This window comes from Ensifer sesbaniae, assembly GCF_013283665.1.
Taxonomy (GTDB): domain Bacteria; phylum Pseudomonadota; class Alphaproteobacteria; order Rhizobiales; family Rhizobiaceae; genus Ensifer; species Ensifer sesbaniae.
Window position 1 is genome coordinate 273,266 of sequence record NZ_JABEKU010000001.1, and the last position, 12,767, is coordinate 286,032.

Annotated in this window: 11 protein-coding genes; 6 read left to right on the forward strand and 5 right to left on the reverse strand. The window is 62.4% G+C overall.

Translation table 11 applies throughout. The features are described from left to right. Positions 1-112: 112 nt before the first annotated feature. The 3 genes from BHMPCIPO_RS01255 (at position 113) to BHMPCIPO_RS01265 (ending at position 2,803) form a co-directional block, all read left to right on the forward strand. Positions 113-1,504, forward strand: coding sequence for a leucyl aminopeptidase family protein (locus tag BHMPCIPO_RS01255; protein WP_173515083.1), 1,392 nt, complete (start codon positions 113-115; stop codon positions 1,502-1,504). Positions 1,505-1,591: 87 nt separating this feature from the next. Next, positions 1,592-1,942 carry a MarR family transcriptional regulator gene (locus tag BHMPCIPO_RS01260; protein ID WP_173515084.1) on the forward strand — a complete coding sequence of 117 codons (351 nt, stop codon included), beginning with the start codon at positions 1,592-1,594 and terminating at the stop codon, positions 1,940-1,942. A 6-nt stretch (positions 1,943-1,948) separates the two neighbouring features. After that, a complete protein-coding gene (locus BHMPCIPO_RS01265) occupies positions 1,949-2,803 on the forward strand; it encodes a C40 family peptidase (protein ID WP_173515085.1) in 855 nt (284 codons plus the stop codon). Positions 2,804-2,862: 59 nt separating this feature from the next. Here the strand turns inward: BHMPCIPO_RS01265 and BHMPCIPO_RS01270 are convergent, their stop codons facing one another. The 5 genes from BHMPCIPO_RS01270 to BHMPCIPO_RS01290 form a co-directional block, all read right to left on the reverse strand. Then, a complete protein-coding gene (locus BHMPCIPO_RS01270) occupies positions 2,863-3,822 on the reverse strand; it encodes a 2-hydroxyacid dehydrogenase (RefSeq protein ID WP_173515086.1) in 960 nt (319 codons plus the stop codon). 10 nt (positions 3,823-3,832) lie between these two features. After that, positions 3,833-5,461, reverse strand: coding sequence for an ABC transporter ATP-binding protein (locus tag BHMPCIPO_RS01275; protein WP_173515087.1), 1,629 nt, complete (start codon positions 5,459-5,461; stop codon positions 3,833-3,835). 8 nt (positions 5,462-5,469) lie between these two features. Continuing rightward, positions 5,470-6,615 carry an ABC transporter permease gene (locus BHMPCIPO_RS01280; protein WP_173515088.1) on the reverse strand — a complete coding sequence of 382 codons (1,146 nt, stop codon included), beginning with the start codon at positions 6,613-6,615 and terminating at the stop codon, positions 5,470-5,472. After that, a complete protein-coding gene (locus tag BHMPCIPO_RS01285) occupies positions 6,615-7,697 on the reverse strand; it encodes a microcin C ABC transporter permease YejB (RefSeq protein ID WP_173515089.1) in 1,083 nt (360 codons plus the stop codon). The genes BHMPCIPO_RS01280 and BHMPCIPO_RS01285 overlap by 1 nt, the downstream gene beginning before the upstream one ends. A gap of 183 nt (positions 7,698-7,880) precedes the next feature. Next, a complete protein-coding gene (locus tag BHMPCIPO_RS01290) occupies positions 7,881-9,734 on the reverse strand; it encodes an extracellular solute-binding protein (RefSeq protein ID WP_173515090.1) in 1,854 nt (617 codons plus the stop codon). A gap of 233 nt (positions 9,735-9,967) precedes the next feature. Here BHMPCIPO_RS01290 and mepA point away from each other — a divergent pair, with 233 nt between their 5' ends. The 3 genes from mepA to BHMPCIPO_RS01305 all read left to right on the forward strand — a co-directional run bounded on the left by mepA (position 9,968) and on the right by BHMPCIPO_RS01305 (position 12,655). Beyond that, positions 9,968-11,026 carry a penicillin-insensitive murein endopeptidase gene (gene mepA / locus BHMPCIPO_RS01295; RefSeq protein ID WP_173515091.1) on the forward strand — a complete coding sequence of 353 codons (1,059 nt, stop codon included), beginning with the start codon at positions 9,968-9,970 and terminating at the stop codon, positions 11,024-11,026. A 104-nt stretch (positions 11,027-11,130) separates the two neighbouring features. Then, on the forward strand, positions 11,131-11,514 hold the full coding sequence (locus tag BHMPCIPO_RS01300; RefSeq protein WP_173515092.1) for a methylglyoxal synthase: 384 nt from the start codon (positions 11,131-11,133) through the stop codon (positions 11,512-11,514). 121 nt (positions 11,515-11,635) lie between these two features. Then, entirely contained in the window at positions 11,636-12,655 is a 1,020-nt protein-coding gene (locus tag BHMPCIPO_RS01305; RefSeq protein ID WP_173515093.1) for a glucokinase, read from the forward strand. The last annotated feature ends 112 nt before the right edge of the window (positions 12,656-12,767 follow it).

The window sequence follows — 12,767 nt, forward strand, 5'->3', positions numbered from 1 at the left end:
TCGCGCACCTGAACTTCAGACAACACCGGCGCAACTTTCACTCCAGCAATAATCTGTTAACCCTAACAGAGCGTTAATGGCGCGATTCCATCTCTGTCAGCCGAGGACTTTCATGGCTCCCTATCAGTTCATCGAGCGGCCGTCGCCGTTCAACACCAGCGCCGGCAAGACCCTGCCGATCTTCGCGGTCACGCCGGCGCACATCGAGACGGGGACGATCGATCCGATCGCTTTGGACTGGGCGCGCAAGGCTGGCTTTACCGCCGAATCCGGCGCGGTGCTGTTGATCCCGTCGTCCGACGGCCATCTCGGCGGCGCGCTTTTCGGTCTCGGCAGCAACCCGTCGGAGGCGCCGTTCCTGGCCGGCAAGCTCGCGCGGGCGCTGCCGGCGGGCAAGTGGCACATCGAAACGGCCCCGCTTACCGCCAACCGCCTGGCGCTCGGCTACGGCCTCGGCTCCTACCGCTTTGAACGCTACAAATCCGCCAAGGGTGAGCCGCCGACGCTGCTCATCCCCGCTGACGCCGACGCGACCGACATCAAGCGGCAGCTTGCCGGCGTCTTTCTGGCGCGCGACCTCATCAACACGCCGACCAACGACATGGGACCGGAAGCGCTCGAGGCGGCATTCCGCGCGCTGGCGACCCACTACAAGGCTGATGTCTCGGTCATATCAGGCGAAGCGCTGCTGACGCAGAACTTCCCGCTGGTCCATACCGTTGGTCGCGCCAGCGCCGAGGCGCCCCGCCTTCTCGAGTTGCGCTGGGGCAAGAAGGGTCACAGGAAGATAACGCTGGTCGGCAAGGGCGTCTGCTTTGATACCGGCGGCCTCGACATCAAGCCGTCCGCCTCCATGCTCCTGATGAAGAAGGACATGGGCGGTGCCGCCAATGTGCTCGGCCTCGCGCTGATGATCATGGACGCCAAGCTCAAGGTCGATCTGCGCGTCATCGTGCCCGTGGTCGAAAACTCGATCTCCGCCAATGCCTTCCGCCCCGGTGACATCTACCGCAGCCGCAAGGGACTGACAGTGCAGATCGACAACACCGATGCCGAGGGCCGGCTGATCTTGGCCGATGCGCTCGCCTATGCCGACGAGGAAAAGACCGACCTGCTCGTCGACATGGCAACGCTCACCGGCGCCGCCCGCGTCGCGCTCGGCCCGGACCTGCCGCCTTTCTTCACCGACGATGCCGATCTCGCCCACGATCTCTCCGAAGCAAGCCTCGAGGTGGACGATCCGATATGGCGCATGCCGCTCTACAACGGCTACGACAAGGATGTCTCGGCGCGGATCGCAGATCTCACCAATGCGCCGGCGGGCGGCATGGCCGGTTCGATCACCGCGGCGCTCTTCCTCCGGCGCTTCATCACCAACACCAAGAGCTGGGTGCATTTCGACATCTTCGGATGGGCGCAGACCGAGCGGCCGCATTCGCCGATTGGCGGCGAGGCACAGGCCATCCGGGCGCTCTATTATCACATCCAGAAGATGGCGAAATAGTCGGGCCTATTCGGCCTGCAAAAAGAAACGCTTGCGTAACGATCCGCCGCTATCGTGGCGGGTCAGTCCCATGCGCAGGAGCCGCCATTGCCGATCGAGCTTACGCCTTCCCAGGCCCTCGGGCTTTGGCATGCGGTGTCGCTCGCCCAGGTCCGGGTCGACAGCCGCGACCTGACCTTGCGGCAGCTGGCTATCCTCCTGCACATCTACCTCGTGCCGCCGCCGCACACCGTGCGCGGTCTGGCGGCGACGCTGGGCGTCACCAAGCCGGTTATCACCCGCGCGCTCGATACCATGGGGGCGCTTGGTCTTGTCGATCGCGTCCGCGATGACCGTGATCGCCGCAACGTCGTCATCAAAAGGACAGTCGAGGGTGCCATCTATCTTGAAAAATTCGGTGACCTGATCATTGATCAGGGCCGCAAACAGCCCAAGTGAGTAGATATGTCGACACTCCCCGATCGCCGCTTGAATGCCTATCGACCCGACCTCGCAGAGAGCCGTCTTCGCGGTGTCGTGCAAGCCGAACGCTATGTCGAGGGAAGCGTTGCCCGCGTCTCGGTTCCCGTTGCGCCCCTGCGGGCGAAGCCCGAACTCACCTGCGGCACCGACACAGAGCTGCTGCTTGGCGAATCGGTTCGAGTGCTCGACACCAACGCGAGCTGGTGCTGGGTGAAGGCCGATCTCGACGGCTATGTCGGCTACCTGCCGGAATATTGCCTCGCGCCGGTGGTCAAGAGCCCGACACATATCGTCTCAGTGCCGCGCACCTTCGTCTATACCGGCCATGATCTGCGCCTTCCGACCGTTTATCCGCTGTCGATGGGTAGTCGGTTGACGGTTGTCGATGAGCGCGAAACCCGGGGAACGCGCTACTTCCTGCTCGATGGCGGCCAGGCGGTCATCGCCAATCACTGCATCGAGGTCGGCAGTGTCATGCCGGGAGACTATGTCTCCGTTGCTGCCCGTTTCATCGAAACGCCGTATCTCTGGGGCGGTCGCTCAGGCTTCGGCATCGATTGCTCCGGCCTTGTGCAACTGTCGATGATGATGGTCGGCAGGCTCGCGCCGCGCGATTCGGACATGCAGGCGACGGGCCTGGGAACGCCGATTGCGCGCGATGAGCTCAAGCGCGGCGACCTCGTCTTCTGGAAAGGGCACGTCGCGCTGATGGAGGACGACCAGACCCTGATCCATGCCAACGGCCACACGATGACCGTTGCGCGCGAGGGGTTGGAAGCCTCGATCGAACGTATTGGTTGGCTCTATGACCAGCCGACGGGCTATCGCCGTCCCTGATCGCCCGTTATGGGAGGAACAAGGAGACTACTGCTTGCTTCCTCCTCGCCTGCTCTCAATCAATAGCCGGCTACTTTATCGACCACATGTTCGAGCGGCTGCCCGCTCTCGAAGCGGGCGATCTGCTGCTCGACATGACGGAACAGCGCCTTGACGTCGGAGGATGCCGCCACATGCGGCGTCACATAGACGTTCGGCATGGTCCAGAAGCGGCTGTCGCGGACAAGCGGTTCCTCTTCGAAGACATCGAGCGAGGCGCCGCCGAGCACGCCACTGTCGAGTGCCTTCAGGATATCGGCTTCGACCTGGCTGCCGCCGCGGCCGGCATTGATGAAGACAGGCGCACCGAACGGGCCGTTGCGGCTGAGTTTGGCAAACAGGCGCAGATTGAAGATACCCCGCGTATCCGGGGTGAGCGGAAGCAGGCCGACGAGGAAATCCGCGCGCGCCAGGAAGCTGTCGAGTTCGCTGCCGCCGTAGGTCTCGATGCCCGCGACAGACCTCTTGGTTCGCGACCACCCCACCACCTTGAAGCCCATGAGCGAGAGCTTACGGGCGGCGTCCTGGCCGAGGACGCCCATGCCCATGATGCCGACCGTGATGTCGGCGGCTTCCGGCTGGGTCAGATCGCGCCACTCGCGCTTCGCCGCCAGCGCCTCGTAGGCGCGGTGCTGGCGCAGATGCATGAGGCACTGCATGACGACCCATTCGCTCATGCGCGTTGTCAGTGTTTGATCCACAAAGCGTACGAGCGGCACCTCGGGAAGGCCGGGAAGCGTCAGCACGTGATCGACGCCGGCGCCGCCGGAGAAGACCACCTTGAGGTCTGGCGCCCGTTCGAAGAGATCCGGTGCCGATTTCCACACCACTGCATAGTCGATACCCGAGAGGTCGCGACTGTGGTGCACAATGTCGGCGCGATTGATCACCTCGCGATCGGGAAAGGCGCCGCGAAGGGCCTCCTCGACCTCTTCCGGAATGAACTTCAGATCGACGATGACGGGGCTCTTTGCAGTCATTGCGGGCACTCTACTGGCGGATCGCGGTGAGATTGACGGCTTCGATGTCGAACGCGGCCGCCATCAGCGCCTTGGTATAGTCCTCGGTCGGCGCGCTGAAGATGCGTTCGGCCGGCCCCTGTTCCACCACCTTGCCCATGCGCATCACGATCATCTCGTTCGCCAGTGCCCGCACGACTTTCAGGTCGTGGCTGATGAACAGATAGGCGAGGTCGTGTTTGCTCTGCAGGTCGCGCAGCAGATCGACCACCTGCGCCTGCACGCTCATGTCGAGGGCCGAGGTCGGTTCGTCGAGCATGACGAATTGCGGCTTGAGCACCATGGCACGGGCGATGGCGATGCGCTGGCGTTGTCCGCCGGAAAATTCGTGCGGGTAGCGCCAGCGGGTCGAAGGATCGAGGCCGACCTCTTCGAGTGCGGCGGCGACACGCGCATCGCGCTCGTTTTCGGAAAGGGACCGCTCGTGAATCTTCAGGCCCTCGGCAATGATGTCGGCCACTGACATGCGCGGGCTGAGCGAGCCATAGGGATCCTGGAAGACGATCTGCATCCGGTTTCGCAGCGGCCGCATCTCGTTGAAGCTGTAACGGTCGATGTCCTTGCCGACGAAGGCGATGCGTCCCTTGGACGAGATCAGCCGCGTCAGCGCCAGCCCGAGGGTCGTCTTGCCGGAGCCGGATTCGCCGACGACGCCGAGCGTCTGACCGGCACGCAGCTTGAGGTCTATACCGTCGACCGCCTTCACATGGTCGACCACCTTGCGCAGGAAGCCGGCCTTGATCGGGAACCAGACCTTCATGTCGGAGGCTTCCATCACGATCGGCTTGGAGGCGTCGGAGGGCGGCGGGTTGCCCTTCGGTTCCGACGCAAGCAGGTGGCGGGTATAGGCGTGTTGCGGGCTGGCGAAGATCTCGGCGGTCGGCCCGGTCTCGACGATCTTGCCCTTGGTCATCACGCAGACCCGGTCGGCGATCTTGCGCACGATGCCGAGGTCGTGGGTGATGAACAGCATCGACATGCCGTGTTCGTCCTTGAGCTTCTTCAGAAGCTCGAGGATCTGTGCCTGGACCGTCACGTCGAGCGCCGTCGTCGGTTCGTCGGCAATCAGCAGTTCCGGCCGGTTGGCGAGCGCCATCGCGATCATGACGCGCTGGCGCTGGCCGCCGGAGAGCTCGTGCGGATAGGCGCTGAGGCGCTTCTCCGGCTCGCGGATGCCGACCTGGTTCAGGAGTTCGAGAATGCGGGTGCGCGCGGCGGCTCCTTCGAGCCCTTGGTGCAGTTCGAGGATCTCGCCGATCTGCCGCTCGATCGAATGCAGCGGATTGAGCGAGGTCATCGGTTCCTGGAAGATCATGGTGATGTCGTTGCCGCGCACGTTGCGCAGCTCCGCGTCGTTGGCCTTCAGGAGGTCCTTGCCGTTGAAGAGGATCTCGCCGCTCGGATGGCTGGCCGAAGGGTAGGGCAGCAGCTTCAGGATCGAATTGGCCGAGACCGACTTGCCAGAACCGGATTCGCCGACGAGCGCAACGGTCTCGCCGCGCTGGATGTCGAAGGAAATGTGCTCGACGGCAAGCGACGTGTTGCCGCCCTGATGAAAGGCAACCGAGAGGTCGCGAACGGAAAGAAGGGGATCTGTCATCGTCGCGCTCACCGGAACGTCTTTCTCGGGTCGAAGGCGTCGCGCGTTGCCTCGCCGACGAAAATCAGCAGCGACAGCATGATCGACATGACGCAGAAAGCCGTCAGTCCCAACCAGGGCGCCTGGAGGTTGGACTTGCCCTGGGCGATCATTTCGCCGAGCGAAGGCGAGCCCGGCGGCATGCCGAAGCCCAGGAAGTCGAGCGAGGTCAGCGTCGTGATCGATCCGGAAAGGATGAAGGGTAGGAAGGTCAGCGTCGCGACCATGGCGTTCGGCAGCAGGTGGCGAAACATGATCGTGGCATTGCCGACGCCGAGCGCGCGGGCCGCATTTACATATTCGAAATTGCGTGCCCGGAGGAACTCGGCGCGCACGACGCCGACGAAGCCGACCCAGGAAAACAAGAGCATGATGCCGAGCAGCACGAAGAAGCCGGGCGGCAGGATCGCGGCGATGATCAACAGGATGTAGAGCACCGGCATTGACGACCAGATCTCGATGAAACGTTGCATCAGGAGATCCGTCCAGCCGCCGAAATAGCCCTGGACGGCGCCCGCCGTGACGCCGATCACGGCCGAGGCAATGGTCAGCGTCAGGCCGAAAAGCACCGAGATGCGGAAGCCGTAGATCATCCGCGCCATGACGTCGCGCGCCTGGTCGTCGGTGCCGAGCCAATTGAGATTGCCGGCGACGCAGTTGCGGTCGTTCACACCTTCCGGATAGGCGGTGCAGCGCTCCTCCTTGCTCATCAGCCAGAAGGGAGCCGTCGGCGCCGAATGCGGAATGTTGGAATTGACCGTCTGGTAGGAATAGCGGATCGGCGGCCAGATCATCCAGCCGTTGGCCTCGATCTCGTCGCGAATGAAGTCGGAGCGGTAGTCGGTTTCCGCAAGGAAGCCGCCGAACTTCTCTTCAGGGTAGTTGATGGCCACCGGAAACAGCAGTTCGCCCTTGTAGGAGGCAACGATCGGCCTGTCGTTGGCGATGAGCTCGGCACAGAGGCTGAGCCCGAACAGCACGAGAAAGATCCAGAGCGACCAGTAGCCGCGCCGGTTCGCCTTGAAATTCTGCCAACGCCGCTGGTTGACCGGGGATAGCCAGCCGCGCGGCGGCACGGCCGCGGGGGCAGTCGGAGAGGTGGTCACGCTTGCCATCAGACATCCCTCCGCTCGAAGTCGATCCGCGGATCGACCCAGGTGTAGATGAGGTCCGAAAGCAGGCTGACGAGCAGGCCCATCAGCGAGAAGATGAAGAGCGTCGCGAAGACGATCGGATAGTCGCGCTTGACGACCGAATCATAGCCGAGACGGCCGAGACCATCGAGCGAGAAGATGTATTCGATCAGCAGCGAGCCGGTGAAAAAGGCCGAGATGAAGGCACCAGGAAAGCCGGCGATGATGATCAGCATGGCGTTGCGGAACACGTGGCCGTAGAGCACCTGGCGATCGTTGAGCCCCTTGGCCCGCGCCGTCGTCACATATTGCTTCTTGATCTCGTCGATGAAGGAATTCTTGGTGAGCAGCGTCGTGGTCGCAAATGCCGAGAGCAGCAGCGTGATCAGCGGCAGCGTCATGTGCCAGATATAGTCGAGCGGCTTCTGCCACCAGGGCAATTGCCAGAAATTGTCCGAGACGATGCCGCGCAGCGGGAACCAGTCGAAGAACGACCCGCCGGCGAACACGACGATCAGCAGGATGCCGAACAGGAAGCTCGGCACGGCATAGCCGATGATGATGACGCCGGAGGTCCAGACATCGAAGGTGGAGCCGTCGGTGACCGCCTTCTTGATGCCGAGCGGGATGGAGATCGCGTAGGAAAACAGGAGAATCCAGAGGCCGAGCGAGATCGAGACCGGCATCTTCTCCTTGATGAGGTCGATGACCGAGGTGTTGCGGAAGAAGCTCTCGCCGAAATCGAAGCGGATATAGTTCCACATCATCGTGACGAAGCGTTCGAGCGGCGGCTTGTCGAAGCCGAATTGCTTTTCGAGTTTGGCGATGAATTCCGGATCAAGACCCTGGGCACCGCGATAGCGGCCGCTTTCCTCGCCGCCGCGCTGCAGAAGGTCGCCGCCATTGCCGCTCAGTCGATCCGAGCCGCTGGCATTGGTAAGTTCAGAGATCACCTGCTCGACCGGGCCGCCCGGCGCGAACTGAACGACGATGAAGGAGATCGCCATGATCCCGAACAGCGTCGGTATCATCAGGAGCAGGCGGCGCAGGATATAGGCACCCATCAGGCCAGCCTTTCGATCGACGTGTGGGCGGTGGCCCGGACCCGCGAAGCGTCGGCATGCCGTCTATGATGTCTCAATCCTTGCGTCTCCTTGCGGCTGTCGGGCCCGGATCGGGGCTCGTGCTTGTTTCAGTGATTCGTTTTTTTGCATTTGGAATCGAGACGCCGCTGGAGTGCAAGGACTTCATTTGGCAGCGGCGGTTTTCGACCACCAGATATCGGGGAAGCCGATCCCATAGGTCGGCAGTTCTGCGGGCCGCTCGAACTTGTCCCAGTAGGCGATCGTCATGTCCTTCTTGTAGTAGAGCGGCACGACGAAATTATGCGCGAGCAGGACGCGGTCGAGTGCTTTCGTCGCCGCCACGAGTGCCTTGCGATCCTTGGCGAAGATCACCTTCTCGATCAGCGCATCGACGCCGGCATCGGCGATCCCGGCGTAATTTCGCGAGCCGGGCTCCTTGGCGGCCCTCGATCCCCATTGGTCGAGTTGCTCGTTTCCGGGGCTGAGGGTCTCGCCCCACACGATCCAGGTCATGTCGTAGTCGAAGGCGCGCGTGCGGTTGGTGTATTGCGACGGATCGACGGTGCGCACGCGCGCGTCGATGCCGATCTTTTTGAGGTTCTGCGCATAGGGCAGGGCGACGCGTTCGAGCGTGGCGCTGCTCAAGAGGATCTCGAACGAGAACGGCCTTCCCGATTTTGCCTCGACCATCCGGTTGCCCTTCAGCTCGTAGCCGGCCTCCATGAGCAGGGCGATCGCCTGGCGCAGGTTGTCGCGCCCCGCCTGCGGCGTGCCTCCCACGGGGTTCTTGTAGGGTGTCGTGAAGACTTCTGGCGGCACCTTGTCCTTCACTTCGTTGAGGATGGAGAGCTCGTCCCCTTCCGGCAGGCCCGAAGAGGCGAGCTCCGTGTTCCAGAAGTAGCTGTCGACCCGCGTATATTGGTTATAGAAGACCGTGCGGTTCATCTCTTCGAAGTCGAAGGCATAGTTCAGTGCCTGGCGCACCCTTTCGTCGTTGAAGGGCACCCGCCGCATGTTGGGCACGAGGGCCTGCATGATGCCGGTGGCCCTCAGCGGATTGGGCAGGCTCTCGCGCTTGATGCGGCCGTCCTTGACCGCCGGGAAGTCGTAGCCGGTAGCCCAGCGGCTCGCCTGGTTTTCCTGCCAATAGTCGCTGTTGCCCGAACGAAACGCCTCGAACTCGACATCGCGGTCGCCGAAGTACGTATAACTGATCGAGCCGAAATTGTTGTGTCCGACATTGACGTTGAGCGACTTGCCCCAATAGTCGTCCCTGAGCTCGTAGCGGATCGTCGCTCCGGCTGAAAAGGATGCGATCTTGTAGGGGCCGGAGCCCATCACCGGTTCCAGCGTCGTCTTGTTGATGTCGCGCGGCTTGCCATCCGGCCCTTGCCCCTCCCACCAGTGCTTCGGGAGGATGAGGAACTGGCCCAGAATATGCGGCAGTTCGTGGTTGTTCTTCTCGTCGAAATGGAAGGTGACGTCGCGTTCTCCGGTCTTTTCGGCCGACTTCACGTGCTTGTAGTAGTTCGAATAGAGCGGATTGAGTTCCTTGGTCTTGTCGAAGCTGAAGATGACGTCTTCCGGCGTCACCGGCTTTCCGTCCGCCCATTTCGCTTCCTGCCGCAGGCGGAAGGTGGCCGACGAGATGTCGGCGGGGAAGGAAACGCCCTCGGCAAGCAGGCCATAGGCCGTCGAGATTTCGTCGTCTGCGGATTTCATCAAGGTGTCGAAGACCAGCGCCAGGCCGACTGCGACCTCCCCCCTGTCGAGGATCGGATTGAAGGTGTCGAAGGTGCCGGTGTTCGAGAGCCTGACGTCGCCGCCCTTCGGTGCGTTCGGATTGACATAGTCGTAATGCGGGAAGTTGGGCTTGTATTTGAGTTCGCCGACGAGCGACAGCCCATGATGCCAGTCGGGGTGTTCGGCTTTGGCTGCAGGAGGAAGGAGAAGAAGCGCCGCAGCCAGCAGTGACGTTGCGAGGCCAGGTTTCATGGTCCTGCAGAAGTTTGGCATCCAGCCGGTACCCCCTTATATTTCAATCTTCTTTTTTGAGAGCATAGGCGAAATCCCGGCAATTGACAGGCACTGCCGCAAATCAGGCGAAATTTTTGAGTCACATCCCGGTGATTCACGACCGCGTGAGTCGCAAGGCTCAGGCAAAGACCGGGCTCTAGGATAGGGGTTCGTAGGACATCGCAGGCTGCGCGTCGGCGCGGATGTCCGCGGGACAAACGGGACGAATTTTGATGATTGCTCCATTTCGACGCTGCGGTTCGGCGCTTCTGGCGCTGCTGCTGGGCACAAGCCTTCTGGTTGCCGACAATGCGGTTGCGGATGAAACGCCGGCCAAGGCGCTGTTCGGCGCCAAGGCCCTGCCGGCCGAAATGGCTGCCAATCCCTATGGGTTCTACGCCAAGGGTTGCCTTGCCGGCGGGGTCGCGATCCCGACCGACGGGCCCACCTGGCAGGCGATGCGGCTGTCGCGCAACCGCCGTTGGGGCCACCCGCAGATGATCGCGCTGATTGAGCAGTTTTCGCATGATGCGGCCGAAAAGGTCGGCTGGCCGGGCCTGTTGCTCGGCGACATCTCCCAGCCGCGCGGCGGCCCGATGCTGTCGGGGCATGCGTCCCACCAGATCGGCCTTGACGCCGATATTTGGCTGACGCCGATGCCTCAGCGCACGCTCACCTATCGCGAGCGCGAGGATATTTCGGCAACATCGATGCTGCAGAAGAACAAGTTCTTGACGATCGATCGTTCGGTCTGGACGCCGAAACATGCGCAATTGATCATGCTGGCTGCGAGCTACCCGCAGGTCGAGCGCGTCTTCGTCAATCCGGCGATCAAGAAGAAACTTTGCGATACCTGGACCGGCGACCGTTCGGCGCTCGGCAAGGTCCGGCCGATCTACGGCCACGACTATCATTTCCACATCCGCATCAAATGCCCCGAGGGCGCCACGAGCTGCAAGGACCAGGCGGCCGTGCCGGCCGGCGACGGCTGCGACAAGTCGCTGGCCTGGTGGTTTACCGACGAGCCCTGGGCGAAGCCTGCGAAGAAGCCGGGCGAAAAACCCGTGAAGCCGAAGGTGACGACGCTTGCCGACCTGCCGAAGGCCTGTGCGCTGGTGCTGAACGGCCCCGCGCCGGCCTCGGAAGAGGCCGCCACCTTTGGCACGGCCTATCGCGCGGCTGCGCCGGCTCCGGCGGTTGAGGAGGGTATCGAACAGGTGATCGGCGCTGCCGCAGGCGATGTGCCGCCGGCCGATGTTCCGGTGCCGCTGGCCCGTCCGCCCCTGCAATAGATCCTGGACGCATGAGCGGAGTGGGAAGGCTTCAATCTTTCCATTGCCGCAGCGTTCATGTATAGGGCGATCAAATCGATTTAAAGATTGATACGAGGCCCGACATGGCGGATCGGAAATGCATTGCCCTGATCGCTCACGATCAGAAGAAGGACGATCTAGCTGCTTTTGCCAAGACGCATGAGGCGGTTTTGTCCCAATGGCGCATCGTTGCGACAGGCACGACAGGCGGCCGTGTCCTCGATGTCTGCCCGGGGCTCGATATCACGCGACTGAAAAGCGGTCCGCTCGGCGGTGACCAGCAGATCGGCGCGATGATTGCCACCGGCGAGGTGCAATTGCTGATCTTCTTCGTCGATCCCCTCACGGCGATGCCGCATGACGTGGACGTCAAGGCGCTGATGCGTCTTGCAATCGTCTACGACATTCCGATGGCTCTTAACCGGGCGACGGCCGAACAGTTGCTCGACTTCAATCCAAAGCCATGAACGTGATCGCTTCTCATGAGTTGGGCGGATGCGGGCGGAAAATCGCACACTTTCCCTTATCCCGCTCTAACTGATAGACAACGCTATATACCTGCCACGACCGATCAGGATGGATCTTGCGATGCCCGGCACCAGTGAAAACGTCTTCCCCTTTCCGATCCTGATCGGCGATATCGGTGGCACCAATGCCCGCTTTGCCTTGCTCGTCGATGCCTTTGCCGAGCCGAAACAACTGCCGCCGATCAAGACCGGTGATTTCGAAACGATCGAGGAGGCAATGCAGAAGAGCATCCTCGACAAGACCTCGGTCCAGCCGCGTTCGGCTATTTTGGCTGTGGCCGGTCCCATCCGGGGCGACGAAATTCCGCTCACCAATGCTGGCTGGGTGATCAGGCCGAAGGACATGCTTTCGAGTCTTGGCCTCGAAGACGTGCTGATCATCAACGATTTCGAGGCACAGGCGCTCGCGGTCGCCGCGCCGGCGGATGAGGATCTCGTGCAGATCGGCGGCGGCAGCGTCCGCCCGCTGACGTCGCGCGTCGTTCTCGGCCCAGGCACAGGCCTCGGCGTCGGCGGACTGGTCTTTGCCCAGCACACCTGGATCCCGGTACCGGGCGAAGGCGGCCATGTCGACATCGGCCCGCGCAGCGAACGCGACTTCCAGATCTGGCCCTTCCTCGAGCCGATCGAAGGGCGCATGGCCGGCGAGCAGATCCTTTGCGGCCGCGGCATCATGAATCTCTATCGCGCCGTCTGTGCCGCCGATGGTATCGATCCGGTGCTCGCCGAACCGGCGGAAGTGACGACGCAGGCGCTTGCCGAGAGCGACAGGGCGGCGATCGAGACGATTTCGTTGTTCTGCACCTATCTCGGCCGCGTTGCCGGCGACATGGCGCTGATTTTCATGGCTCGCGGCGGCGTGTTTCTGGCCGGCGGCATTTCGCAGAAGATCCTGCCGGCGCTCATGAAATCGCCGTTCCGTGCCGCCTTCGAAGACAAGGCACCGCACTCGGCGCTGATGAAGACGATCCCGACTTTTGCTGTCATCCATCCGATGGCAGCGCTCTCGGGTCTTGCCGTTTTTGCCCGCACGCCGTGGGATTTCGGTGTTGCAACGGAGGGACGCCGCTGGAGAAGCTAAGCAGTCGGCGCGCGCAAAGACTCGCCAAAGCGACACCAAAGCACTATAGAGCCCCGGGAAAGGTCGGGCCGGAAACCGGCTCGCCACATTGGGTCCAGGGAAGACGGGCTTT

Bases quoted from the DNA above. Each gene is read 5' to 3' on its own strand.
- BHMPCIPO_RS01305 (WP_173515093.1), top strand. From the start codon at position 11,636: ATGCCCGGCACCAGTGAAAACGTCTTCCCCTTTCCGATCCTGATCGGC.
- BHMPCIPO_RS01255 (WP_173515083.1), top strand. From the start codon at position 113: ATGGCTCCCTATCAGTTCATCGAGCGGCCGTCGCCGTTCAACACCAGC.
- BHMPCIPO_RS01275 (WP_173515087.1), bottom strand. From the start codon at position 5,461: ATGACAGATCCCCTTCTTTCCGTTCGCGACCTCTCGGTTGCCTTTCAT.
- BHMPCIPO_RS01300 (WP_173515092.1), top strand. From the start codon at position 11,131: ATGGCGGATCGGAAATGCATTGCCCTGATCGCTCACGATCAGAAGAAG.
- BHMPCIPO_RS01285 (WP_173515089.1), bottom strand. From the start codon at position 7,697: ATGGGTGCCTATATCCTGCGCCGCCTGCTCCTGATGATACCGACGCTG.
- BHMPCIPO_RS01270 (WP_173515086.1), bottom strand. From the start codon at position 3,822: ATGACTGCAAAGAGCCCCGTCATCGTCGATCTGAAGTTCATTCCGGAA.
- BHMPCIPO_RS01280 (WP_173515088.1), bottom strand. From the start codon at position 6,615: ATGGCAAGCGTGACCACCTCTCCGACTGCCCCCGCGGCCGTGCCGCCG.
- BHMPCIPO_RS01265 (WP_173515085.1), top strand. From the start codon at position 1,949: ATGTCGACACTCCCCGATCGCCGCTTGAATGCCTATCGACCCGACCTC.
- mepA (WP_173515091.1), top strand. From the start codon at position 9,968: ATGATTGCTCCATTTCGACGCTGCGGTTCGGCGCTTCTGGCGCTGCTG.
- BHMPCIPO_RS01290 (WP_173515090.1), bottom strand. From the start codon at position 9,734: ATGCCAAACTTCTGCAGGACCATGAAACCTGGCCTCGCAACGTCACTG.